Annotated in this window: 19 protein-coding genes; 14 read left to right on the forward strand and 5 right to left on the reverse strand. The window is 69.4% G+C overall.

From position 1 onward, the window contains the following. The 5 genes from ACFYRX_RS17730 (at nucleotide 1) to ACFYRX_RS17750 (ending at nucleotide 7,175) form a co-directional block, all read left to right on the forward strand. A complete protein-coding gene (locus tag ACFYRX_RS17730; protein ID WP_389100491.1) occupies nucleotides 1-1,974 on the forward strand; it encodes a glycoside hydrolase family 127 protein in 1,974 nt (657 codons plus the stop codon). A gap of 72 nt (nucleotides 1,975-2,046) precedes the next feature. Continuing rightward, the gene (locus ACFYRX_RS17735; RefSeq protein ID WP_389100493.1) at nucleotides 2,047-3,297 is read left to right on the forward strand and encodes an extracellular solute-binding protein; all 1,251 of its coding nucleotides are present in this window, start codon (nucleotides 2,047-2,049) and stop codon (nucleotides 3,295-3,297) included. 114 nt (nucleotides 3,298-3,411) lie between these two features. Beyond that, the gene (locus ACFYRX_RS17740) at nucleotides 3,412-4,395 is read left to right on the forward strand and encodes a carbohydrate ABC transporter permease (RefSeq protein WP_389100495.1); all 984 of its coding nucleotides are present in this window, start codon (nucleotides 3,412-3,414) and stop codon (nucleotides 4,393-4,395) included. Further along, the gene (locus ACFYRX_RS17745) at nucleotides 4,392-5,213 is read left to right on the forward strand and encodes a carbohydrate ABC transporter permease (protein WP_389100497.1); all 822 of its coding nucleotides are present in this window, start codon (nucleotides 4,392-4,394) and stop codon (nucleotides 5,211-5,213) included. Before ACFYRX_RS17740 ends, ACFYRX_RS17745 begins: the two co-directional genes overlap by 4 nt. Before the next feature lie 192 nt (nucleotides 5,214-5,405). Then, on the forward strand, nucleotides 5,406-7,175 hold the full coding sequence (locus ACFYRX_RS17750) for an RICIN domain-containing protein (RefSeq protein WP_389100499.1): 1,770 nt from the start codon (nucleotides 5,406-5,408) through the stop codon (nucleotides 7,173-7,175). 309 nt (nucleotides 7,176-7,484) lie between these two features. Here the strand turns inward: ACFYRX_RS17750 and ACFYRX_RS17755 are convergent, their stop codons facing one another. Continuing rightward, entirely contained in the window at nucleotides 7,485-7,733 is a 249-nt protein-coding gene (locus ACFYRX_RS17755; protein ID WP_389100501.1) for a PASTA domain-containing protein, read from the reverse strand. 357 nt (nucleotides 7,734-8,090) lie between these two features. On the opposite strand from ACFYRX_RS17755, the gene ACFYRX_RS17760 reads away from it, so the two are divergent. After that, nucleotides 8,091-9,014: a hypothetical protein gene (locus tag ACFYRX_RS17760; RefSeq protein WP_389100503.1), complete on the forward strand. Its 924-nt coding sequence runs from the start codon at nucleotides 8,091-8,093 to the stop codon at nucleotides 9,012-9,014. Between the two features lie 177 nt (nucleotides 9,015-9,191). Here the strand turns inward: ACFYRX_RS17760 and ACFYRX_RS17765 are convergent, their stop codons facing one another. Further along, nucleotides 9,192-9,893 carry an SDR family oxidoreductase gene (locus ACFYRX_RS17765; protein WP_389100505.1) on the reverse strand — a complete coding sequence of 234 codons (702 nt, stop codon included), beginning with the start codon at nucleotides 9,891-9,893 and terminating at the stop codon, nucleotides 9,192-9,194. A gap of 195 nt (nucleotides 9,894-10,088) precedes the next feature. Between ACFYRX_RS17765 and ACFYRX_RS17770 the strand changes: the two genes are divergently transcribed. From ACFYRX_RS17770 to ACFYRX_RS17780, 3 genes are all read left to right on the forward strand, one after another. Beyond that, nucleotides 10,089-10,661, forward strand: a complete 573-nt coding sequence (locus ACFYRX_RS17770) for a PadR family transcriptional regulator (RefSeq protein ID WP_389100507.1) — start codon at nucleotides 10,089-10,091, stop codon at nucleotides 10,659-10,661. 96 nt (nucleotides 10,662-10,757) lie between these two features. Next, the gene (locus ACFYRX_RS17775) at nucleotides 10,758-12,482 is read left to right on the forward strand and encodes an acyl-CoA dehydrogenase family protein (RefSeq protein ID WP_389100509.1); all 1,725 of its coding nucleotides are present in this window, start codon (nucleotides 10,758-10,760) and stop codon (nucleotides 12,480-12,482) included. Nucleotides 12,483-13,016: 534 nt separating this feature from the next. After that, nucleotides 13,017-13,547: a hypothetical protein gene (locus ACFYRX_RS17780; RefSeq protein WP_389100511.1), complete on the forward strand. Its 531-nt coding sequence runs from the start codon at nucleotides 13,017-13,019 to the stop codon at nucleotides 13,545-13,547. A gap of 129 nt (nucleotides 13,548-13,676) precedes the next feature. Here the strand turns inward: ACFYRX_RS17780 and ACFYRX_RS17785 are convergent, their stop codons facing one another. From ACFYRX_RS17785 to ACFYRX_RS17795, 3 genes are all read right to left on the reverse strand, one after another. Then, the gene (locus ACFYRX_RS17785; protein WP_389100513.1) at nucleotides 13,677-14,987 is read right to left on the reverse strand and encodes a glucuronoxylanase; all 1,311 of its coding nucleotides are present in this window, start codon (nucleotides 14,985-14,987) and stop codon (nucleotides 13,677-13,679) included. Between the two features lie 323 nt (nucleotides 14,988-15,310). Continuing rightward, nucleotides 15,311-16,216, reverse strand: coding sequence for a polysaccharide deacetylase family protein (locus tag ACFYRX_RS17790; RefSeq protein WP_389100515.1), 906 nt, complete (start codon nucleotides 16,214-16,216; stop codon nucleotides 15,311-15,313). 619 nt (nucleotides 16,217-16,835) lie between these two features. Further along, complete coding sequence (locus ACFYRX_RS17795; RefSeq protein WP_389100854.1) at nucleotides 16,836-17,387, reverse strand: hypothetical protein; 552 nt, start codon at nucleotides 17,385-17,387, stop codon at nucleotides 16,836-16,838. A gap of 182 nt (nucleotides 17,388-17,569) precedes the next feature. On the opposite strand from ACFYRX_RS17795, the gene ACFYRX_RS17800 reads away from it, so the two are divergent. From ACFYRX_RS17800 to ACFYRX_RS17820, 5 genes are all read left to right on the forward strand, one after another. Then, nucleotides 17,570-17,986, forward strand: a complete 417-nt coding sequence (locus ACFYRX_RS17800) for a pyridoxamine 5'-phosphate oxidase family protein (protein ID WP_389100516.1) — start codon at nucleotides 17,570-17,572, stop codon at nucleotides 17,984-17,986. Nucleotides 17,987-18,071: 85 nt separating this feature from the next. Continuing rightward, nucleotides 18,072-18,938 (forward strand): class I SAM-dependent methyltransferase, encoded by an 867-nt coding sequence (locus tag ACFYRX_RS17805; RefSeq protein ID WP_389100518.1) that lies wholly within the window; start codon nucleotides 18,072-18,074, stop codon nucleotides 18,936-18,938. 205 nt (nucleotides 18,939-19,143) lie between these two features. Next, nucleotides 19,144-19,953, forward strand: coding sequence for an alpha/beta hydrolase (locus ACFYRX_RS17810; RefSeq protein ID WP_389100519.1), 810 nt, complete (start codon nucleotides 19,144-19,146; stop codon nucleotides 19,951-19,953). Further along, a complete protein-coding gene (locus ACFYRX_RS17815; RefSeq protein WP_389100521.1) occupies nucleotides 19,950-20,771 on the forward strand; it encodes an SDR family NAD(P)-dependent oxidoreductase in 822 nt (273 codons plus the stop codon). Before ACFYRX_RS17810 ends, ACFYRX_RS17815 begins: the two co-directional genes overlap by 4 nt. 317 nt (nucleotides 20,772-21,088) lie before the next feature. Next, nucleotides 21,089-23,815 (forward strand): ATP-binding protein, encoded by a 2,727-nt coding sequence (locus ACFYRX_RS17820; RefSeq protein ID WP_389100523.1) that lies wholly within the window; start codon nucleotides 21,089-21,091, stop codon nucleotides 23,813-23,815. Nucleotides 23,816-23,839: the final 24 nt, after the last annotated feature.

Raw genomic sequence — 23,839 nt, forward strand, 5'->3', positions numbered from 1 at the left:
ATGCACCGCCCACGTTCCGCCGTGCCCTCCTCCACGCTCTCGGCCCCGGCCGAGCAGCGGGGCACCCCCACAGGCCCGGTCCGCCAGGGCCCGGACGCCAAGGCCGCACTCGCTCCCGCCACCGCCGAGGTGCGTGGCGGTTTCTGGGAAACCCGCCGGACGGTGAACGCGCACACGTCCATCCCACAGGGCCCCGGCCTGCTGGAATCGGCGGGAAATCTGCAGAATCTCCGGATCGCGGCGGGCACGGCCGAGGGCGAGTTCCAGGGCGGGTACCCGTTCGTGGACTCGGACGTCTACAAGTGGCTGGAGGCCGCCTCCTGGCAACTCGCCCAGGGGACGCCCGAGAGCGACAGCGGGCTCGCGGCCGACGTGGAGCGCGTCGTCTCCCTCGTCGCCGGCGCACAGCAGCCCGACGGCTACCTCAACACCTGGTTCCACCTGCTCAAGGGCGGCGAGCGCTACAAGGATCTGCGCTGGGGTCACGAGCTGTACTGCGCCGGGCACCTGATCCAGGCCGCGGTGGCCCACCACCGGGCCACCGGGGGTAGCGAACTCCTCGACGTCGCGGTCAAGTTCGCCGACCAGATCGACTCGGTCTTCGGCCTGCCCGAGAGCGGCAGGCCCATCGACGGCATCGACGGCCACCCCGAGATCGAGACCGCTCTCGTGGAGCTGTACCGGGAGACCGGGGAGCGCCGCTACCTGGACCTCGCCGGCTACTTCGTCGACCGCTTCGGCCACGGCCTGCTGGGCGGTGAGGCGTACTGCCAGGACCGGGTGCCGCTGCGCGAGGCGATCGATGTCGAGGGCCACGCCGTGCGCCAGCTGTATCTGCTGGCCGCCGCGGCCGACCTGGCCACCGAGACCGGCGACGCCGAACTGCGGGCGGCCGCCGAGCGGTTGTGGGCGGCGATGACCGCCACCAAGACCCACATCACCGGCGGGCTCGGCGCGCACCACGACGAGGAGGACTTCGGCGACCCGTACGAGCTGCCGAACGAGCGCGCGTACTGCGAGACCTGCGCCGCCATCGCCTCCGTCCAGTGGAGCTGGCGCATGGCCCTGCTCACCGGCGAGGCACGCTACTCCGACCTGATCGAGCGCACCCTCTACAACGGCTTCCTGGCCGGCGTCTCCCTGGACGGCGAGAGCTGGCTGTACGTCAACCCGCTCCAGGTGCGCGACGGCCACACCGACCCCGGCGGCGACCAGTCCGCCCGCCGCACCCGCTGGTTCCGCTGCGCCTGCTGCCCGCCCAACGTCATGCGGCTGCTGGCCTCCCTCGAGCACTACCTCGCCAGCGGCGACGCGGGCGGTCTGCAGATCCACCAGTACGCCACGGGCCGCTACACCGCCGGCGACATCACCGTCCGCTGCGAGACCGACTACCCCTGGCAGGGCTCGATCGGCGTGACCGTCGAGAAGGCCCCGTCCGACCGGCCCTGGACCCTGTCGCTGCGGGTCCCGCAGTGGTGCAGCGAGTACCGGGTGCGGTGCGGGGACACGGTGTACGACCAGAGCGACGCGCCCGTCACCGACGGCTGGCTGCGGCTGGAGCGCACCTGGGCGCCCGGCGACCGGATCGTCCTGGAGCTCGCCCTGGAGCCCCGCCTCACCGCGGCGGACCCGCGGGTGGACGCCGTCCGGGGCTGTGTCGCCATCGAGCGCGGACCGCTCGTGTACTGCCTGGAGCAGGCCGACCATCCCGGCGGCGGCCTGGACGACATCGTGCTCGACACCACTCGCCCGCTCACCGTGGAACACCGTCCCGACCTGCTCGGCGGCGTCACCACAGTCGTGGCCGCCGGGCATCGCCGGCACATTCCGGACGCGGGCTGGTGGCCGTACCGGACCGCCGACACCGCCGACATCCCGCCGGCCGGCGGGCCCGTCGAACTGACGGCGATCCCCTACTACGCGTGGGCCAACCGCCAGGACGGCAGCATGCGCGTCTGGCTGCCCACCTCCTGAACCCCCTGCACGTCCCCTGCATCCCCCTCTCCTGCCGCGCCCCATGAACCGCCCAAGACAATGAGGTCACCCGTGAGAAACACCCGCCGCACCCTGATCGCCGCGATAGCCGCCGTCGGCGCGCTCACCTCCGTAGCAGCCTGCGGCGGTGGTTCCGACTCCTCCGCCTCCGGGTCCGGCAGCACGGGCGGGACGTACGCCTTCTGGGACCCGTACCCGCAGTTCGACGCGTCCTCGGCGTGGGGCAAGCTCGTCTCCAAGTGCGGTACCGAGGCCGGGGTCAAGATCAAGCGCACCGGTATGGACACCACGGACCTGGGCAACAAGGCGCTGCTGGCCGCACAGCAGGGCAACGCCCCCGACGTGATGCTCGTGGACAACCCGGTGGTCTCCACGCTGGTGGAGGCGGGGATCGTCAACAAGACGAGCGACCTCGGCCTGGACACCAAGTCGATCCAGAAGAACATCCTCGGCGCGGGCGAGATCGACGGCTCCTCCTACGGTGTGCCCATCGGCGCCAACACGCTCGCCCTCTACTACAACAAGAAGGTCCTGTCCGCCGCGGGCGTCGACCCGGCCTCCATCAAGGACTGGGCCTCGCTGACGGCGGCGCTGAAGAAGGTCAAGGGCGCGGGCAAGAAGGGCATCACGTTCTCCGCGATCAACACGGAGGAGGGCAGCTTCCAGTTCCTGCCGTGGTTCTGGGGCTCCGGCGGTGACCTCACCGAGCTCGACTCGGCGAAGGGCGTCGCCGCGCTGACCCTGTGGAAGCAGTGGGTCGACGAGGGCTACGCGCCCAAGGACGTCCTGCAGAACACCCAGACCACCAGCTGGCAGGAGTTCGCCACCGGCGACTACGCGTTCGGTGAGAACGGCACCTGGCAGCTCGGCAACGCGGCGAAGGCCGGGTTCGAGTACGGCGTCATCAGCATCCCGGGACAGAACGGCGGATCGGCACCGGTACCGACGGGCGGCGAGTTCGTCACCGTCCCCGTGCAGAAGGACACCGCGCGCTACGACGTCAGCAAGAAGATCGTCACCTGTCTGACCAGCTCCGCCAACCTGCTGGCCACGGACACGACCCTGGCGTACGTGGCCCCCACGGCGGCGGTCCAGGCCGAGCAGGTCAAGGCGAACCCCGAGCTCAAGCCGTGGGTCGACGCGGTGGCCGCGGCGCGCGGCCGCACCAGTGGCGGACTGGGCACCAAGTACCCGACCATCTCCCAGCCGATGTGGACCGCCGTCCAGGCCGCCCTGTCCGGCAGCCAGAGCCCCCAGGCCGCTCTCGACGCCGCGCAGAAGGCCGCAGGCAAGGGCAACTGACCCCCGACGCGTTCGCGGCGCGCCCCGGGGCCACGCCCCGGGTGCCCGCACGGCATCCGCAACCGCCCGGACACCGCACCGCCCCGGGCAGGCCACCCGAGCCCAGGAGTTCGCATGACCACCGCCCGCGTCGACCGCCGCTCACAGCGGTCCCCGGCCAGGTCCGGGGCGACCGGCACCGACGACCGGACGAACGCCTCGGCGCTCCGGCGCCGCGAGCGCCGAAAGAGCCGGCTGACCGCACTGGCGTTCCTCGCCCCCCTGGCCGTCTACCTCGCCGCGTTCTACGTGTATCCCCTCTACCGCAACCTCGATCTGAGCCTGCGCAACTACACCGTCCGGTCGTTCGTGGCGGGCGACGCGCCGTTCTCCGGGCTGGACAACTTCCGGACCGTTCTGGACGATCCCACGTTCGGTCCGGCGCTGCGCCACACCATGGTCTTCACCTTCGCGTCGATCGCCTTCCAGTACGCCGCCGGACTCGCCCTGGCCGTCTTCTTCAACCGCCACTTCCGCCTCGCCGGCACCCTCAGGGCGCTGTTCCTGATCCCCTGGCTGCTGCCGCTCATCGTGTCGGCGTCGACCTGGTCGTGGATGTTCAACAGCGAGTCCGGCGTCCTCAACTACGCCCTCCACCTGGTGGGCGTGGCCCCGGTCGACTGGCTCACCTCGCCCGACTGGGCGCTGACGTCGGTCATCATCGCCAACATCTGGATCGGCATCCCCTTCAACCTGGTCATCCTCTACAGCGGACTGCAGAACATCCCCGGCGAGCTGTACGAGGCCGCCTCGCTGGACGGGGCGAGCGCCTGGCAGCAGTTCCGGCGGATCACCTTCCCGCTGCTGCGCCCGGTCTCGGCGATCACGCTGCTGCTCGGACTCGTCTACACGCTCAAGGTGTTCGACCTGATCTGGATCATGACCAAGGGCGGTCCCGGCGACGCCTCCTCCACCCTGGCGACCTGGTCCTACCAACTCGGGTTCGGCACCCTGCTGCCGAAGTTCGGGCCCGGGGCCGCCGTCGGCAACATCCTCATCCTCATCGCCCTCGCCTTCGGGCTGTTGTACATCCGCGTCCAGAGGAGGCAGGAAGCATGAAGTCCCGTACGGGAAAGCGCCGTTACACCGTCATCGGGCTCATCCTCACTGCCGTCATGCTGTTCCCGGTGTACTGGATGGTCAACGTCTCCCTCACCCCGCAGCAGGACATGCGCAAGAGCCCGCCCGACCTGCTGCCCCTGCATCCCACCTTCGAGGGCTACCGCGCCGTCCTGAACGACCAGATGCCCTACCTCGGCACCAGCCTGCTCATCGGCCTCGGGACGGTCGCCCTCACCCTCCTGCTCGCCGCCCCGGCCGGCTACTCGCTGGCGAAGCTCCGACCGCGCGGCGGCGGCGCCCTCGGCCTGTTCCTGCTGGTCGCCCAGATGATCCCCGGCATCGTCATGGCGATGGGCTTCTACGGCATCTTCCTCGACCTGGGCATCCTGAACTCCTGGTGGGGGCTGATCGTCGCCGACTCCACCATCGCCGTGCCGTTCGGCGTCATGATCTTCACGGCGTTCATGTCGGGCATCCCCGGCGAGCTGATCGCCGCCTCCCGCATCGACGGCGCCGGCACCTTCCGCACCTTCTGGTCCATCGTCCTGCCGGTCAGCCGCAACGCGCTCGTGACCGTCTCGCTCTTCACCTTCCTGTGGGCCTGGTCGGACTTCGTCTTCGCCAACACCCTCGACAGCGGCGGCGACTGGCGGCCGATCACCCTCGGCATCTACCACTACATCGGCAACAACAACCAGGAATGGAACGCGATCATGGCCACCGCCGTCGTCGCGTCCCTGCCCGCCGCGGTGCTGCTCGTCCTCGCCCAGCGCTATGTGGCCGCGGGCGTGACCGCGGGCGCCGTCAAGGACTGAACCACGATGTCCACCACCCCGGGCCCACCGCCCGGGCGGGGCCGAGCTCCGCCGTCACCTCGGCCGAAGACCCCACAGGACCGCCCCGCGTCACAAGGGTTCAGGTCCCCGCGCCCTCGTCCGGCCCGTTCCCGAGCCACCCCCGCACCTGCGCCACTGGCACGCCCCATCCCTCCCTCAGGAGAGCCGCCGATGTCACACCTGAGTTCCCGTCACCGCTACAGAGTCCGTCTCGGCCGCGCCACCGCCGCCGCTCTCGCCACCGGCCTGGCCGGCACCGCCGTCGTCATGACGGGCACGTCCGCCCAGGCCACCCCCACCTCGGCCACCACCCTGGTCGTCAACGCCGCGCAGACCCTGCGGTCCGTCACCCACGTCGGCACGGGCAGCCTCTACGGCCTCGCCGACGACGCCACCCCCTCCGACAGCCTGGTCAGCGCCCTGAAGCCGAACACCTTCGTGCAGATGGCCCCCGGCGGATCCCAACTGCCCAACGGCGAGCCGAAGCCGGCGGGTGACGCCCTGGTCGTGGCACCGAAGGCAGCTCGCGCCGGCGCCAAGGTGGTCGCACGGATGCCGGACTGGTACCCGGACTTCCCCTACAAGTGGGTCAGCATGAGCGACTGGCTGTCCGCCGTGGACCAGCAGATCGCCGCGGTGAAGGCCTCCGGCGTCACCAACATCTCCGCCTGGGCGATCTGGAACGAGCCCGACCTGAACTGGGACACCGCCAAAGCCGGCGCCTTCAACACCGCCTGGAACACCACCTACAAGGAGATCCGCTCCAAGGACACCACCACGCCCATCCAGGGCCCCAGCTACTCCAGCTGGAAGCAGAGCGACATGGACACCTTCCTCACCCAGGCGAAGGCCAACAACACGGTGCCGGACGTGATCGCCTGGCACGAGCTCCAGGGCAGCGCGAACATCGCCGCCGACGTCTCCGCCTACCGTGCCCTGGAGTCCAGCCTCGGCATCAGCCCCCGCCCGATCGACATCGAGGAGTACGGCACCCCTGCCGAGATGGGCAACTCCGGTGCGCTCATCGGCTATGCCGCCAAGTTCGAGCGGGCCGGTGTCCGCGACGCCGAGCTCGCCTTCTGGAACCACTACGGCACCCTCGGCGACACCCTGACCGACACCGGCGGCTCGCCCAACGGCTCGTACTGGACGTACAAGTGGTACGGCGACATGTCCGGGAACATGCTCACCACCACGCCTCCCGCCCAGACCGGCATCGACGGTCTCGCCTCCCGCAACGGCGCCGGGAACCAGATCAGCGTCATCGCCGGCGGCTGCAGCGGCTCCTGCGCCGTGACCGTCAACGGGCTGAGCTCACTGCCGGCCTTCGGCAGCACGGTCCACGTCAAGCTGGAGTACAGCCCCGACACCGGCCGCACCACCGCCTCCCCCGGCCCGATCACCGTCTCCGACACCGACTACGCGGTCTCCGGCGGATCCATCACCGTGCCGGTCACGATGAACGCCTCCGACGGCTACCACCTGGTCATCACCCCCAGCGGCACGAACACCTCGCTGGCCGGCCGCTACCAGATCACCAACAAGAACAGCGGCCTCGCCCTCGACACCCTGAACGCGGGTACCGCTCAGGGCACCTCGGTCGTCCAGGCCGCTTCCACCACCGGCACCGACCAGAACTGGACCCTGGTGGCCGCGGGCTCCGGCCTCTACAAGATCGTCAACCAGAAGAGCGGTCTGCCGCTCGGCATCAACAACATGAGCACCAGCAACGGCGGTACGGCTCTGATCTGGGGCGACAACGGCACCGCCGACCACCTCTGGCAGGTCATACCGGCCCGTGACGGCTACTCCAAGATCGCCAACTACAACAGCGGTCTGCTGCTCGGCGTGGACAGCATGAGTACCTCCTCGGGCGCGCAGGTCCTGCAATGGTCGGACAACGGCACCGCCGACCACCTGTGGAAACTGACTTCCCGCTGAGGCAACCGTCCTCGTTGACCCCCGCCCCGGAAGGGGTCAACGAGGACGCCGCTCACTGCCTGACGGCGCCGGTGCCGGCGGCCGCGCCCCGTCGCGCGCGATCGATCGACCCCGATCCGCCGCGATCACTGGAGGCACTTCTCCCGAGGCTGACCAACACCCCGCACACGTTGCCGATGCACTCCGTCGTCTCGCACGGGGATCCCCGGGTCGGCGACCGGGCCGTGGCCGACGTCGTCTGGTTCGACTGCGGCCGACGACGAGTTCCTGGCGTGACCTGATTCAGTCGTCCACCCGCCGCCCTCCCGGCTACTGCGATCCGTGATCCCGATCCCCGGGCAACGGATCCAACGCCGTCCAGATCCTGACCGCAGTGGCAGGCGCCACCCTGGTTCCGGGCGGGGGCTCTTGATAAGCGATCACCTTGCCCTGGGGCAGCTGCTGATCCATGTTGTAGTAGCCCAGGAACAGCCCCAGACCACGGCAAACAACGTGTGCTTCGCGCCCCGTCATCCCGACCACGTCAGGGATTTCGATGCTTGCCGGCCCGTCACTCATGCCCGCACCATACGGGCGACCGCGCCGCAGCGGCGAGGCTTTCACACTCCGGCTGAGGCCCACCGGCGAAATCTGATGCGGGCCGACGACGACTCGACGAAGCGGGCCCTCATCGGGCAGCCGGACCTGCGAATACCGGGGCAGAACACACAACCCAGGTCCAGCATTGTTGTGCTGAACTGGTGAAATATTGACGGACCTTGTGAAGAGCGACAAGAATGCGGCTCACTCACTGTGACTCAAGTGAGCGAAGTGACGCGAGTGGCTTTGCCACGGCTTTCATTTGAACTGTTCCCGCCCGCAGCGGCTGCTCGTGTCCTGCCACCTCCCACACTCTCGAATCCGCTAGGGCATATCTTGACGCGTCTCTCACGCTCCAGAACGTCGGCCACTATCGCCGCAACCGCCTTCATCGCCACTGTAACCCCCCTGTTCGGGGCAGCCGCCGCGAGCGCCACCCCCGCGGGTGGCTGCCAGACGGCCACTGTTCAGTACCGTCTCGTCGATGCCGCCGGAAAGCCGGTCGGTGCCGACTGGACCTCACAGGGTGGCTTCCACCAGTGGGCCGCCGCCCCCGGCACCGTCGAGGTGCGCCTGGCTCCGGGGCAGACGGTCGGCGAGGGCTGCAAGTACCCGGTCTCACTGGCCGAGTACACCACCGAGGGCCCCAACTGGAACAACTCCGGTCTCCAGACATTCGTCGACCACGCCACGGTCTATCTCGGCGCCTCGGACCTTCCCGGCGCCGACGACACCAAGCAGACCTGGCAGAAGCTCACGGTGAAGACACCCGACTGCTACGGACAGATCGACCTGTACGGCGACGACGTCATCTACGACGGCAAGTCAGAGGACGGGCACGGGCCCGCCCCCTACCAGCCCGACAACGTCGTCACGCCCTACCACCTCATCGCGGCGTGGAACGGCGGCGACAAGCCGTGCACCCCCGAGCAGCCCGGCTCCCCCACTCCCACTCCCCCGCCCTCGCCGTCCACGCCGGGCAGTCCGCCGGTCAGCGAGCCGCCCGCCGAGCAGACGACTCCGCCGGCCACTCCCACGCCTCCGCCCGCCACCTCCACCACTCCGCCGACCACCCCGGACGTCCCGCCCCTGGAGTCGGTGCCTCCCACCACCCCGGCGCCCTCGCCCAGCGAGAGCACCCCGCCGCTGGCCGAGACCGGTTCGAGCGCACCGGTCGGCCTGATAGCCGGCGGCGCCGCCACGGTGATCGCCCTCGGTGCCGCCGCCCTCTACACCACCCGCCGCACACGTCGCTCCTGACCACGAGCACAGCCGACACCGCCGTGCGGTGAGAGGCAGACGCGGTTTCGTCCCAGGCAACGGTCTGGGGCGAAACCGCCGTCACGGTCCCTTTGGGCCGCCTGATCCTGACGTGGTGAAGGGCAGTGAGGGCGGCGGCGCCGGCCGCGTACGACCGGCGTCACCATGATCTGCGGCCTACTTCGTCAGCTGGGGGTAGAGCCCTGCGAGGTCTCCGGCCAGGCCTGCCTTGACCTGCCGTGTGATGTCGTCGGCGAGCACCTCGTACGCTCCCGCCTCGATGCCGTCCAGAGCCTGCACGGCAACGTCACGCGGGGCGGCCTTGGGGCCCTCGGCGCCCGCCGCCAAGTCCGTGTCCACGTACCCCACATGCAGCCCCGTCACCGTGATACCGCGCGGCTGCAGCTCCAGGCGCAGCGAGTTGCTCTGCGACCACAGGGCCGCCTTGGAGGCGCTGTAGGAGCCGCCGAGGGCGATCCAGGACAGCACGGAGTGCACGTTGAGGATGTGGCCGCCGCCGTTGCCCTCGATGACCGGCGCGAAGGCCCGGGTGAGCAGCAGGGGGCCGTAGAAGTTGGTCTCGAACTCCCGGCGTATGTCCTCGACCGGGGAGTCGAGGAAGGACGCGCCGACCGAGGCACCGGCGTTGTTGATCAGCACGGTGACATCCTGCGCCTGCGCGGCCGCCGCCACCACGGAAGCCGGGTCGGTGACCTCCAGAGCCACCGCAACGGCGTCGGGATGCGACACCGTGCGCGGGTCACGGGCCGAGGCGTACACCTTCCCGGCACCCCGCACATAGAGCTCCTCCACCAGAGCCTTGCCGATGCCCCGGCTGCCGCCGGTGACGAAGACGGTGGCGCCCTTGAGTGCGGTCATGACTGCCTCCACAAAGTGAAACTGGTCGGTTTCCACCCACCTTAAACCGATCAGTTTCTCCATGCAAGTGCAAGTTTCTGTCCCCGTCCCTCGGCATCACCGAGAGGGGCCAGGGAGAGGGTCCAGGAGTGACCCACGTCGCATCGGAGTGGATGGCACTTGCTATGCAACGAGTTGCATAGCACGATCGTCGTCATGGCGCTCGAACACGCGATCCTGGTGTCGCTCCTGGAGAAGCCGGGATCCGGCTATGAGCTGGCCCGGCGTTTCGAGCGGTCCATCGGCTACTTCTGGACCGCCACCCATCAGCAGATCTACCGGGTGCTCAAGCGCATGGAGAACGACGGCTGGGTAGCGGCCCGGGACGTGCCGCAGCAAGGCCGGCCGGACAAGAAGGAGTACTCCGTCGCCGGCCTGGGCCGGGCCGCGCTGTCCTCGTGGCTGCACGATCCGATCGAGCCGGAGAGCGTCCGCCACGACCTGGCGGTGAAGATCCGCGGTGCCGCCTTCGACGACCCGGCCGCCCTGATCCGCGAGGTGGAGCGGCACCGGCAGGCACACCAGGACCGGCTGGCGCACTATCTCGCGGGCCAGGAGCGGGACTTCACGGGGCCCGAGGCCGGCGCGGCCGCCGCGGACGTGCCGCTCGACGCCGAGCGGGAGCTCCAGCACGCCGTACTGCGCGGCGGCATCGCGTACGAGCGGATGATGATCGGCTGGCTGGCCGACGTGCTCGCCACACTGGCCCGATTCGGCCCGGGCCACTGACCGCCACCGCACCCGCCGACCGCGCCTGTCCTGCGAATCCCCAAGCCCACATCCCGCGACTCCCATCCGTCCACCTGCCGAAAGGGACCCCTCACCATGGCGGACCAACTGCTCTTCAACCCGCGCACCTACGACCCCGCGCACTTCGACCCCGAGACGCGCCGCTTGCTGCGTGCCACGGTCGACTGGTTCGAGGAGCGGGGGAAGCGACAGCTGATCGAGGACTACCGCACCCGCGCGTGGCTCGGCGACTTCCTGGTCTTTGCCGCGAAGGAGAACCTGTTCGCCACCTTCCTGACCCCTTCCTCCGCCGCCGGAGAGCAGGAGCCGGACAAGCGGTGGGACACCGCACGTATCGCCGCGCTCAACGAGATCCTCGGCTTCTACGGCCTGGACTACTGGTATGCCTGGCAGGTCACCGTCCTCGGTCTCGGCCCGGTCTGGCAGAGCGACAACACCGCCGCCCGCGCCCGCGCCGCGGAACTCCTCGCGCAGGGTGAGGTGTTCGCGTTCGGCCTGTCCGAGAAGACCCACGGCGCCGACATCTACTCCACCGACATGCTGCTCGAGCCCGACGGCGACGGCGGGTTCCGCGCGACCGGTTCCAAGTACTACATAGGCAACGGCAACGCCGCCGCACTCGTCTCCGTCTTCGGCCGCCGCAGCGACGTCGAAGGCCCCGACGGCTACGTGTTCTTCGCCGCCGACAGCCGCCATCCGGCCTACCACCTGGTCAAGAACGTCGTCGACTCGTCCAAGTTCGTCAGCGAGTTCCGCCTGGAGGACTACCCGGTAGCCGCCCAGGACGTCCTGCACACCGGCCGCGCCGCCTTCGACGCCGCCCTCAACACGGTCAACGTCGGCAAGTTCAACCTGTGCACCGCCTCGATCGGCATCTGCGAACACGCGATGTACGAGGCCGTCGCCCACGCCCACAACCGCGTCCTCTACGGCCGCCCCGTCACCGCCTTCCCGCACGTGCGGCGCGAGCTGACCGACGCATACGTCAGGCTCGTCGGCATGAAGCTGTTCAGCGACCGCGCAGTGGACTACTTCCGCTCCGCCGGCCCCGACGACCGTCGCTACCTGCTCTTCAACCCGATGACGAAGATGAAGGTGACCACGGAGGGCGAGAAGGTCATCGACCTGATGTGGGACGTCATCGCCGCCAAGGGCTTCGAGAAGGACAACTACTTCAGCCAGGCCGCCGTCGAGATCCGCGGCCTGCCGAAGCTGGAGGGCACGGTCCACGTCAACCTGGCGCTGATCCTGAAGTTCATGCGCAGCCACCTCCTCGACCCGGCCGAGTACCCCCGTGTGCCGACCCGCCTCGACGCGGCCGACGACGACTTCCTGTTCCGGCAGGGGCCGGCCCGCGGCCTGGGCTCGGTCCGCTTCCACGACTGGCGACCGGCCTTCGAGGCGTACGCACATCTGCCCAACGTCGCTCGCCTGCGCGAACAGGCCGACGCGCTCTGTGAGTTCGTCGCCACAGCCGCCCCCGACGCGGAGCAGAGCCGCGACCTCGACCTCCTCCTCGCGATCGGCCAGCTGTTCGCCCTCGTGGTGCACGGGCAGCTGGTCCTGGAGCAGGCTGCCCTGACCGGGCTCGACGAGGACGTACTCGACGAACTCTTCGCCGTCCTCGTACGGGACTTCTCCGGGCACGCCGTCGAACTGCACGGCAAGGACTCGGCGACCGAGCAGCAGCAGGCGTGGGCGCTCGGCTCACTCCGACGGCCGGTCGTCGACGAGACGCGCACGGGGCGAGTCTGGGAGCGGGTCGAGGCGTTGTCGGGCGCGTACGAGATGGCCCCGTAGACAAGCCGTAGGTCTCGGCGGTGAGGTGGCCGGGCTGCAAAGGCCTGGCCACCGGTCGGTCAGGGTCGGGTTCGACTCCGCGTGCGGATGCTGAAAGGTGACCCTTGGTGCATCTGGCATCTGGCGTCCGCGTGGAGTTACGTGGTTTCACGGATGGCTCATGGCCGTACGGCTGGGACGCTGGTCTCACAGAACATGCCGTAGGGCGGTGGCGATGGGGGGACGTGTGCGGGAGCGTCACGTGCGGCGGCGTCGCACTGGCGATGGGGACGTACTTCCTTGTGGTCGTTCCTCTCCCCCTGTACCTGCGGCGACCGCACGGCCGCGCGCCTCACCGTGAGGCGGGACGCTCCGGCGGACACCCGGAGCCGCGTCGGCTCGCCCTCGCCCTCTCCGTCGTAGCCGACGCGGCTCTCCGCGGCGAGGACCTTCAGCGGACCGTGGACAGGGGCGAACCATGCCTCCGTTGCCGCAGCGACCAACCCGGGACGCCTTCCGCCCAGGCCGAGGGCGCCGATGACCTTGGGGAATTTGATGCGCATCCTGAATGCTTCCCGCACGCTTGCCGCCGCCGCGGCGATCACCGTGGGCCTGCTGATGGTGTCCGGGTGCGCAGGCGACAGCAGCAACGACAAGAAACCGTCGCCGGCACCGGTGATGAAGGCCGCCGAGATCACCGCCGCGCTCAAGGCCTATGCGAAGTCCTTCGACGAGGCTCCCGCGACCAAGATCTGCGGGAAGTTGTTCCCGACCGCGCCCACCGCACTCGACCCGAGTTCCGACGGGCCCACTGTGACCGTCACCCCGCTGTCCCTGACCTGCGAGTTCTACGGCACCGACTGCGACGCCGCCTTCGACGTTTCGGCGACCTCCAGCGGCCGCGACGACCCCGAGGGCCTGACCCCGTACAACGGCCACTTCACCGATGGCGGCGTCGACCACGGCATCTTGATCAGCGAGTCCGTGGGATCGGACACCACCTCGACCAACGGCTGCAAGGTCTCGATCCCCACCGCCAAAACGTCGATCCCCTACCTCAACGCCGCCCTCGCCCGCATCTCTTGAGACTGATGCCGGCCTTTCGAGGCTCGTCGGACGAGGCCAACGTCCTTGTAGCCCGGCGCGTGCGGACAACTCACGTCGCTCTTCGGTTCCCACCGCGCGAACGGGTCAGCGGCTCAGTGGTTCGGCCTGTCAGCGGGCCACGAACGTCGTCACGCTTCGAGCGGGGAGGGTGGTGGTGAAGGAGCCGTTCGACACGCCGGTCATGCCTTGTGACGCCACGTTTCTGCTCGCGTCGGTCAGCCAGGACGAGACAGTGGACGCGGAAGTGTTCACCAGCGTGAACTGCTGGCTCACCGCGGAAGTCGCCTTGTTGACGGCGACGACGACCGTGGCGCCGCCGCCCCGGTACGCCGAGACGTAGACATTCGTCGCCGGCGTCGCCGTTGCCTGCACCCGTACGTAGCCGGGTCGGACGAACCTGGCGAAGTGCGCCATGGCGGCACCACGTTTGCTGATCTTGCCGTCCTCGCGCATCGGGCCGTAGCTGCGCCGTATGTACCACCAGATGTAGGCCTGGAACTCGGCCTCCACCATGGCGCGGTGGAGGTGCTCCCCCACGTCGAGCGCCTGGGGCCAGAGGTCCGCCGAATCCGAGCTGTTGGGGTAGTAGACCTCCGTCATCCAGAGTTCTTTGCCCGCGCCCTTCTGCTTGAAGAGGGGGTACGGGAAGTTCGCGAACGGCGTGCCGTAGAGGTGGGCCCCGATGATGTCGACGTTGGCGAGGGCCACCGGGTCGTTGAGGATCGGGTCGGACATGTTCTTCAGGTACTGGAAGGACTCCGGCGCGATGACCCTGGTGCTGATCGAGCCGGCGTTCTCCCGCAGGAACCGGACTATTTCGGCGGGGGTCCACCACGTCCAGTCCTGCGCGTAGTCGGGCTCGTTCTGCACCGAAATGCCGTACAGATTGACACCGTTGTTGCGCAGGTACGTGGTGAAGTCGTTCAGGTGCTGGGCGTACGCGCCGTACATGCCGTACCTGAGCCGTCGGGCGTTGGTCTGGCTGCCGTGGACGAAGGTCTCGACCATGGAGGCGGGGGGATTCCACGGTGACGCGATGACCGCAACCCCGAGTTCGGCCGCACGCTTCGCCGTCGCGAGGTCACGGCTCCAGTTCGCCCGGTCCTCGGGAACGGGGATCCTCAACAGAGAGAACCCCAGCTGTCCGTCGCCGGTACCGAAAGCGGTGTCCCGCTGGGCGGCTGTGAGATCGCCGATCCAGGCCGCGTGACTCATGCCGCCGAAGCCTCGGATCGTCTGCCGAGTGACCGACGTGTCGATGACCGCCGTGGCGGCAGCTGTCGCGGCCGCGGCATCAGAGGCCCCCGCGGCCGACGCCGCGGCGGTGAGGACGGGTAAGGCCCCCATCGTCGCCAGGACGGCCCTCCGGCTCGGCGATCCACGCTCCCCGCTTGCGGGTTCGTTCCGACTCTGTGTCATGCCCTCTCCTCTTGGCTGCTGGTCCTGCTCCGAACCCAAAACCCTTGTCCGGTCTGGGCAGTTACGGCCCCTTCAGGAGCTATGGGAGCGCTCCCACATGTGGAACACGGCGGGCGGCGCTGCTGAATCGGAGGTCCTGTTGCATGTCGCCCCGGCCGCCCTTGGCAACTCGGGCGGACACCAAAGCTGTTCGACATCGTGAACGGTGTCCAAGTGACGGACTTGACGCAAGTTAATGATGCCGCTCACCACGGTCAAGCCCTTCGACGGCGATCGACGCATATCGACAGTTCCAAGTCCGGCTCAGCCGGCAGGCACGCCGGTCACCTCGTCGAGGCTTCGGCAATCTGCGTCCAGGCTTGCTGGATCGTCCTGTAGTCGATCACGACGATGCCCTCCTGACGGAGAAGTTCCTCGGCCCGCGACGACGTCAGGAACTCGTAGTCGGTACGGCGAACCAGCCAGCCGGCGTCCACGGCTCGCGAGTCCTGATCGGCGACGCTCGGATGAACAGCCCATTCGTTCAGTCCGGCGGGCAGTTCGCGCAGCAGCTGACCATATCGGGCAGCCTTCCCTTCGATGTCGAGGGAAAAGCTGTCCAGGAAGTCGTTGTCGACGACCGGCAGCCCCCGCCAGCGCATCGCATACCGTCCGGGTTCCAGCCACACCCGCGCCGCGAGGCCGTACTCGGCGGCCAGTCCCACGGTCAGGTCGAGAATGTCGTCGCGTCCGCCGTCGGCCAGACAGTGGAAGTCCAGGTGGGTCGGCGTGAGCCCCGCGTCACCGACGGCATCGATCTGCGCACGGAACTCCAACTCGATCTCGTCGAGCCGGGCTTGGCCGAGCAGAGCGGCACGTCCGGCGGGCGTCGGCGCGAACAGCTCGCCCGCCTCGTCCAACAGTGAGGGCACCTTCTCCCTGGCGGTCATCGGGCCCCACCGCAGCTGAGGCATCTCGCAGACCAGCGTGAGGTGGATCCCGAACGGAATCCCGGGTCGCCGGGTGAGAAGCCGCATCGCGTCCTGCGCAGCCGGACACAGGGTCATGAGACTGCACGAACTGGCGATGCCCTGCTCGATCGACTCGACCACCGCGGTGTTGATCGAGGGATACATCCCGAAGTCATCGCAGTTGACGATCAGCAGTCTGGCATCCGAGGGATACCCCAGACTCTCGCTCGACCGCACAGAAGGTGTGGTGGCCACAGGGGCGACGGCTTCTCCATCCATACCGGAAGTCTGAAGCCCCGCCGGGACATCGGCACGGCATTTTCCCCTCGGATCGGGCCTCGGTTCCGGCGCGTCCGGCCCGGACCGCGACCGAGGTCGTGCTCGATTGTGGGTGCGGCGTCGCGGTCTTGGTACCGGCGGTGGTCAGGCTTGTGACCGACAGGACGCTGGGCGCATGATGATCGTGTGAATGACTGGATGCGTGCCCGGAGCGGTTCAACGGTCCTTCTGATGTTCTGGGGGCTCACACTGACGGGCGGGCTGCTCGGGCAAGCACTGTCGCGGACGGTCTTCGAGCATCACCCCGCGGCATCTTTCACCTCGAACCTGCCCTGGCTGGTGGGCGGTTCTCTGTTCGTGGCCCTCTGCGGCACCGTTGGTGTTCTGCGACGGCGACGCCGACAAGGCTGACGAGCGTCGGCAACGCCGGTTTCGGCGGCCAGGGATGTGGAGATGGCCGCGCGAGGTGGTGTTGTCGGGACGCACTGCCTGGCCCATGCGGCCAGTCGGGTCTGGACCGGCATCCCGCGCCGTCGACTCGGCGTGCTGATCGGCGAGTTGGCCGACGCCTGGACAGCCTCGCAACAGGGGCGACTGCACGACCGTCGTGGCAGTGAAGTCAGTTCAGGGCCGTCGCCCATGCCGCCAGCGCCGCGAAGTCGTCGATGGCGAGGCCGCATCGGGCGTCGATTCGTCGCAGTAGGGCGGGACCGTCGTGGTGTTCCCTCACCCAGACTCGATCGGCCTCTGTGATCTCGTCGTCGATCCAGGCGAAGGCACGGCCTTCCGCCCATGCGACGATCTGCGGCGTCTTCCAGAACACACCGCCGCCGGGCTGGGCCAGCGGCGAAGGCCAGGCGATGAAGGGCAGCTCGGGCAGTCCCAGGACCGGCGCAATGAAAGCGTTGGCTTCTTCCTCCCATGTGGTCGCCCATACCAGGTCGAAAGGAAGGGCACTGAGCGCCGGGCCGTGATCCGGGTTGAGCCACACTCGCAGCGGCTTCACGGACTTGTTCGGCAGCCCCCGTTCAGTCAACCTGCGCCGCTCGGCGGCCTCCCAGCGAGGCGTCAGCAGGCGGTGCGTCCGATAGCCGGCGGGCCTGCGGTGCGGCTTTGCGGCATACGGATTGAGCGGTCCGTCCACATCCACCAACAGCACTGGGCGCACCAACTCATCCCCCTTGGTTCCGCGACGCACGGTACCGGCCGATGACGAGACGGCCCAGTGAGATTCCGGCACGTGGAGATCTCCTCGCGTCCGCGCTCCGGGGTGCCTGGTCGTAGGTCTGAGGTCGGTGGTCAAGTGACGGCCGGCCGCTCATGATGGGAGACGTGCCGTCTCCTTGTTTTGATGTGGACACTTTCCTGCAGCAGCCGTTCACCGCTCGCGTGGCGACGAGCGGACCAACGGTGCGTCCTGTCTGGTTCCTCTGGGAAGAGGGAGCGTTCTGGATATTGACGGGTCCTTGGGCCCGGTTGTTCGACCGTGTGAAGGCCGATCCGAGCGTCGCCCTCGTGGTGGACGAGTGCGATCTCACGACGGGTCGTGTTCGCCAGGTGATCGCTCGGGGCCAGGCCGAGCTTGTGCCTTTCGACGTGGCGAGGGGGCGGCGCAAGCTCGCCCGTTACTTGGGAGCGGACGAAGCGCTGTGGGACGCGCGTTTCGTGCACTACCTGCATGACGATCCAGGCGAACGAGGCACGATGTGGCTGCGTTTGGAGCCGTCCTCGCTCACTGTGAGCGATCTCAGTTACTCCGTGGCCTCGTGATGAAGTGCTTCGTGGCGTCGTTCTCCCGTGCCGCGACGGCTTCTTCGCGGCCCGCAGCTTGGGGCTCGCGGCGTAGGTTGAGCGGGTGACGACTACCGCTCCGCAAGAGGCGTTTTTGCAGGCGTTCCACGCCGAGTACCCGGCAGTCACGACGGAGGCGTTCGGCCGTGGCCGTGCTCCGGACGGCCGGTCCAGCTATGAGATCCTGTGCGACCGGGTCGCGGGGAGCACGCGCGTGCTGGACCTCGGCTGCGGCGATGGCCTGCTGCTCGAGTTGCTGGCCCGAGAGCCCGGGAGACAACTCGCGGGACTGGACCTGTCCTCGCACTCTCTGGCGCTGGCACGACGCCGGCCGGCGCTCTCCGAAGCGAAGCTGGAAGTGGGCCGCGCTCAGGAGCTTCCTTTCGCCGACGACAGCTTCGACGCCTGTGTGTCCCACCTGGCGCTGATGCTGATGAGCGAGATCGAGCAGGTCGCGGCTGAGGTTGCCCGAGTCCTGTCTCCCGGAGGGGTTCTGGCATGCGCGGTGGGCGGCGGGGCCGTAGGCGGCGAGGCCTATGAACGATTCCTGACGCTGTTGCGGCGCACGATCGAGGAGGCGCCAGTCTCGCAGCGCATCCCGGCCTTGGGGGACAGAAGGACACGCAGTCGCGAGGGGCTCGATGAAGTCCTCGGTCCGGCAGGCTTCGCGCCGGTGGACTGGGAGACCGTTCCTGTCGATCTGAGCGGAACGGTGGAGCAGGTATGGGCCGCTGTGTCCGGCCTCTATGACCTCGGCCCTCTCGATCACGCGGCTGTGGAGCGGTTGCGCAAGGCCTTCTTTGCCGAGGTTCGGGATATCACCACGCCGGACGGACACGTCCCCTGCGCCTTCAGGATCCGCCTCGCGACAGCGCGACTGCGTCAGGCGGCTCCTTCGACGGGACCGGTTCCGCCGCGGTCGAGGGCGTAGCGGGCGGCTGCCCGGTGACCGACGTGGCCGAGGCGCCGCCCGCCGTCGACGTCCTCATGGACAGGGCGTGGCTCCTGCTCGAGTCGCTGACGTTCGGGGTCGGGCCGTGCAGGACTGGGGTGTCACCACGGTTCGAGCGCGCCGGAATTCGGGTTGTGTGAGCCGGTGTCGCAACGGCACGTCGTCACGTAGGAGGGTCCGAGCCATGACCATCCCGATCCCCGTCTACTTCATCCACGGGCTGTGGCTGCACAGCGCCTCCTGGCAGCCGTGGATCGACCTGTTCCGGGAACAGGGCTACGATCCGTCCGCTCCGGGCTGGCCGGGCGACCCCGACAGCGTCGCGGAGGCCCGCGCGAACCCGGAGAGCATCGCCGACCACGGCATCGACGACGTCGTGGAGCACTACGCGAAACTGATCGCCGAGTTGCCGGTGCCTCCCGTCCTGGTCGGTCACTCGTTCGGCGGCATGATCGCTCAGAAGCTGCTCGGCCAGGACCGGGCCGCCGCTGCCGTCGCGATCGACGCCGCACAGATCAAGGGGGTCCTGCCGCTGCCGTTGTCGGCGCTGAAGGCCACGCTCCCGGTGTTCCGGAACCCCGCCAACAAGCGCCGTGCGGTGTCCTTGACCGCCGAGCAGTTCCGGTTCGCCTTCGGCAACGCCGTCTCCGAGGAGGAGTCGGCGGCGCTGTACGAACGCTGGACCATCCCCGCTCCGGGCAAACCGCTCTACGAGGCGGCTTCCGCCAACTTCAACCCGCACTCCCCTGCGAAGGTCGCCACCGGCAACTCCGCACGGGGCCCGCTGCTGCTGATCTCCGGCGGCAAGGACCACACGGTTCCCGAGACCGTCACCCGCGCCACTCTCAAGCAGTACCGGCACTCCGACGCCGTCACCGACATCGTCGGCTTCCCCGATCGCGGGCACTCCCTGACCATCGACAGCGGCTGGCGCGAGGTCGCCGAGTCGGTCCTGACCTGGCTGGGCCGACAGAACCTGGGGGCCGCGCGATGACGTCGAGCACCTTCGGGCCCGCGGCCTTCGACCTCGGTCTGGCCGGGCAGAGTGCCGTGGTCACCGGGGCCGGGCGCGGCATCGGCCTGGCCGTCGTCGAGGCACTCCTCGGAGCGGGCGCCCGTGTGGTCGCGGGTTCGAGACAGCGCACCGACGCTCTCGACGCCCTGATCAAGAACGGTGCCGAACTCACCGTCGTGGAGCTGGATCTGACCGATCCCGACGCCCCGGCCGCGCTGGTGGCAGAGGCGGTCGCGGCGAACGGCCGGGTCGACGTGCTGGTGAACAACGTCGGCGCGGTGCGCCCGCGCGTGGACGGCTTTCAGGCCGTGTCCGACGCCGACTGGGACTGGGCCTTCACGATCAACTTCATGGCCGCCGTACGGGCGACCCGAGCCGCGCTGCCCCACCTGATCGCGTCCGGCGACGGACGGATCGTCACCGTCTCCTCCGTCAACGCCCGCCTGCCCGATCCACTGGTCATCGACTACAGCGCCGCCAAAGCAGCACTGACGAACTTCTGCAAGGCCCTTTCCAAGCAGGTCGGGCCGGAGGGCGTGCGCGTCAACACGGTGAGCCCCGGGCCGGTGGAGACCGCGCTGTGGAGGGGCGCGGGTGGTGTCGCCGACACCGTCGGGCAGTCGCTGGGCGTCGACCCGGGAGAAGTGGCCCGCAACGCCGCCGGGGCGGCGGCGACGGGCCGGTTCAGCACCCCGGCCGAGGTCGCCGACCTCGTGCTCTACCTGGGAAGCCGGCGCTCGGGGAACATCACCGGCGCGGACTTCATGATCGACGGTGGCATGATCGACGCCCTCTGAGGAGCGTCCCCGACGGGCCCCTGACGGATGCCGGCCGCCGGGATGCCGTCTGACGGACGCCTTCTGATCGCCGTACAGTCGCGTGGCCTACCGCGATACGCGTTCGTCATCGGGGCAGCGTGCCTGGCGCAGACGCCCGACCCGGAACCTCGCGAGATGCGACTCGGTCGGGGTGCGTCGCATGGAAGTTCCGCGCGGACACCGCCTGTTGCCGGGGCCGAGGAGGAGGTCGATCGCGTCCTTGTATCCCTCTCAGACCGCCCGCCGAGGCGCAGTACCCTGACCTTCCAGGCAGACCGGGTGCGGGGACCCGGTCGATGGGGGGAAACGTGGAGCTCATCGGCCGGGACGATCAGCTGGATCTGTTGCGCCGGCTGCTGGCCGAGCCGCGGAGCCACGGGAGCGCGCTGCTGGTCCGTGGGACGCCCGGCATCGGGAAGACGGCGTTGCTCTCGGAGACCGCCACGCTCGCCGACAAGCTCGGTTACCGGGTTCTGCGCACCAGCGGTGTCGAGGCCGAGAGCGACATCCCCTATGCCGGTCTGCAGCTCGTCCTGCGTCCGTTGTCCGCAGAAGCCGCCAAGCTCTCGGTGCCGCACCGGCAGGCACTGGACACCGCTCTCGGACACGCCGGGGCCGGTGTCCCCGACGTCTTCCTGGTAGGTCTGGCGGTGCTCAACCTCCTGGCCGACGCGGCCGCCCTCGCGCCGGTGCTGGTCCTGGTCGACGACGTCCAGTGGCTCGACGACACGACCGCCGGCGTCCTGGCCTTCGTGGCGCGCAGAGTCGGCACGGAGCCGGTGGTCATGGTGGGAGCCGCACGCGACGGATACCGGTCGCGTCTGGCCTCCGACGAACTCACCTCCCTGGTCCTGGGCCCGCTGACGGACGGCCAGGCCACAAGACTTCTGGCGGACCGGGCCCCGGACCTGCGCCCGACCGCACATCGCCGGCTGCTGGCCGAGGCGGCCGGGAACCCCTTGGCCCTGACCGAGCTCTCCCGCGCCCTCGGAACGTCGGCCGATCCGCACATCAGCGAACTGCCCCTGACCGAGCGGCTCGAACGGGCCTTCACCGACCGCCTGGAAACCCTGCCGGACATCACCCGCGCCCTGTTGCGGATCGCGGCCGTCGACGACACTCCTTCGCTCCCCGAGATCTACCGCGCGACCCGGGAGTTCACCGGCGCGACGGCCTCGGCCGCGGACCTCGAACCGGCCGTGCGCGCCCGGCTCGTCCAGGTCGTCGGCACCGAACTGCGCTTCGGGCATCCGCTGATGCGGTCGGCGATCCACCAGACCATGCCCACCGGCGTCCGCCACGCCGCGCACGCCGCGCTCGCCGCCGTACTCGACGGGGATCCGGACCGGCAGATACGTCACCGGGCCGCCGCGGCCGACAGCCCGCAGGAGACGGTCGCCTCCGCGTTGGAGGACGCCGCTCACCGGGCCGCGCGCCGCGGCGGCATCGCTGCGGCCGTCACGGCTCTCGAACAGGCCGCCGCGCTCAGCGAGGACGCCGGCCACCGGGCGGAACGGCTGTTGCGTGCGGCCGACTTCGCCGTCGAGCTCGGCCGCCCCGAGACCGTGACCCGACTGCTGGACCAGGCATTCACCGGGCCCTTGTCGCGGCGGCAGCACGCCACGGCCGTCTGGCTGCGCGGCAGCTTCGACGAGGGACTGCACGGCCATTCGTCGGGCGCCGTCTCCCTGACGGCGCTCGCCGAGGAGATGGCCGGGGAGGACCACACGCTGGCCCTGCGGATCCTGTGGAGTGCCGCGCAGTTGTGCTTCTGGTCCGAGCCCGGACCGGAGGGTCGCCGCAAAGTCCTTCAGGCCGTGAAGCGGATGGAGCTGGACGAGCTCGATCCGTGGCGGCTGGCCATCTGCGCCTACGCCGCACCTGTCGACTGCGGCGCCTTCGTCCTGGACCGTGCCCGCCACGTCGTACCGAAGGAGGGCGACGACGGCCGTGCCTATCGCATGCTCAGCACGGCCTCGCTCCTCGCCGGGGGTTTCGACCTGGCCCGTGCGTTCTCGTCGGTCGGTGGCGCGCCGCTGCGTGCCCAGGGACGGCTGGGGCTGCTGGCCCGTACGGTCGGCGCGGACGCGTGGAGCGCCCTGGTGGTCGGCGACCTCGGTGCGGCGATCGCCTCGACCGAGGAGTCGCGAGGACTGGCCCGCGAGACCAGCCAGACGATGATGTACGGGCTGATGACCGCCACCGCGGCGAAGCTGGCCGCGTTGCGCGGTGAGGAGGACTCCGCACTGCGGCTGGCCGAGGAGGCGGAGGAGATCGGGCTGCCGGCCGGGGCACGTCCGGTGCTGGCCACCGCGTCGATGGCACGCGGGCTGGCCGCGCTGGGTGCGGGGCGGTTCGAGGAGGCCTTCGGGCATCTCCGCCGGCTGCACGATCCGGCCGACCCCGCGTTCCAGGTCGCCCTGCGGCTGACCACCGTGGGCGACCTCGTCGACGCGGCGACGCACTGCGGGCGGACGGAGGCCGTGATCCCGGTCGTGACGGAGCTGGAAGAGATCGCCACGGTGACCCCCGCGCCGGTGCTGCACGCCGACCTGCGTCTGGTCCGGGCCCTGCTCGCCGCCGACGAGGAGGCCGACCAGCTGTTCACGACCGCGTTGGCCGCCGACCTCAGCGCCTTGCCGCTGACCAGGGCCCGGACCCACCTGGCCTACGGCGAACGGCTACGGCGTCGGCGGCGCAGCGTCGAGTCCCGCGACCATCTCCGGGCGGCCCGCGACATGTTCGACGCGCTCGGCGCGATCCCCTGGGGTGAGAAGGCCCGTCGGGAACTGCGCGCCGCGGGTGAGACCAGTCGCCGCCGGGCGCCGGACGCCCGTGACCGGCTGACCGCCCACGAGTTGCAGATAGTCCAGCTCGCCGCCGAGGGGTTGACCAACCGCGAGATAGGGCAGCGGCTCTATCTGTCGCACCGCACCGTCAGCTCGCATCTGCACCGGATCTTCCCCAAGTTGGGCGTGGTCTCGCGCGCCGAGCTGCGGACGGTGGTCAGCGCACCGAGCTGACCACCGTCACATGACGCTCGCCGC

It is taken from the genome of Streptomyces sp. NPDC005374 (assembly GCF_042872225.1).
Taxonomy (GTDB): domain Bacteria; phylum Actinomycetota; class Actinomycetes; order Streptomycetales; family Streptomycetaceae; genus Streptomyces.

Coding starts and splice junctions, on each gene's coding strand:
- ACFYRX_RS17730 (WP_389100491.1), top strand. CDS start 1: ATGCACCGCCCACGTTCCGCCGTGCCCTCCTCCACGCTCTCGGCCCCG.
- ACFYRX_RS17740 (WP_389100495.1), top strand. CDS start 3,412: ATGACCACCGCCCGCGTCGACCGCCGCTCACAGCGGTCCCCGGCCAGG.
- ACFYRX_RS17745 (WP_389100497.1), top strand. CDS start 4,392: ATGAAGTCCCGTACGGGAAAGCGCCGTTACACCGTCATCGGGCTCATC.
- ACFYRX_RS17750 (WP_389100499.1), top strand. CDS start 5,406: ATGTCACACCTGAGTTCCCGTCACCGCTACAGAGTCCGTCTCGGCCGC.
- ACFYRX_RS17755 (WP_389100501.1), bottom strand. CDS start 7,733: ATGAGTGACGGGCCGGCAAGCATCGAAATCCCTGACGTGGTCGGGATG.
- ACFYRX_RS17765 (WP_389100505.1), bottom strand. CDS start 9,893: ATGACCGCACTCAAGGGCGCCACCGTCTTCGTCACCGGCGGCAGCCGG.
- ACFYRX_RS17770 (WP_389100507.1), top strand. CDS start 10,089: ATGGCGCTCGAACACGCGATCCTGGTGTCGCTCCTGGAGAAGCCGGGA.
- ACFYRX_RS17775 (WP_389100509.1), top strand. CDS start 10,758: ATGGCGGACCAACTGCTCTTCAACCCGCGCACCTACGACCCCGCGCAC.
- ACFYRX_RS17780 (WP_389100511.1), top strand. CDS start 13,017: ATGCGCATCCTGAATGCTTCCCGCACGCTTGCCGCCGCCGCGGCGATC.
- ACFYRX_RS17785 (WP_389100513.1), bottom strand. CDS start 14,987: ATGACACAGAGTCGGAACGAACCCGCAAGCGGGGAGCGTGGATCGCCG.
- ACFYRX_RS17790 (WP_389100515.1), bottom strand. CDS start 16,216: ATGGATGGAGAAGCCGTCGCCCCTGTGGCCACCACACCTTCTGTGCGG.
- ACFYRX_RS17810 (WP_389100519.1), top strand. CDS start 19,144: ATGACCATCCCGATCCCCGTCTACTTCATCCACGGGCTGTGGCTGCAC.
- ACFYRX_RS17815 (WP_389100521.1), top strand. CDS start 19,950: ATGACGTCGAGCACCTTCGGGCCCGCGGCCTTCGACCTCGGTCTGGCC.
- ACFYRX_RS17820 (WP_389100523.1), top strand. CDS start 21,089: ATGGGGGGAAACGTGGAGCTCATCGGCCGGGACGATCAGCTGGATCTG.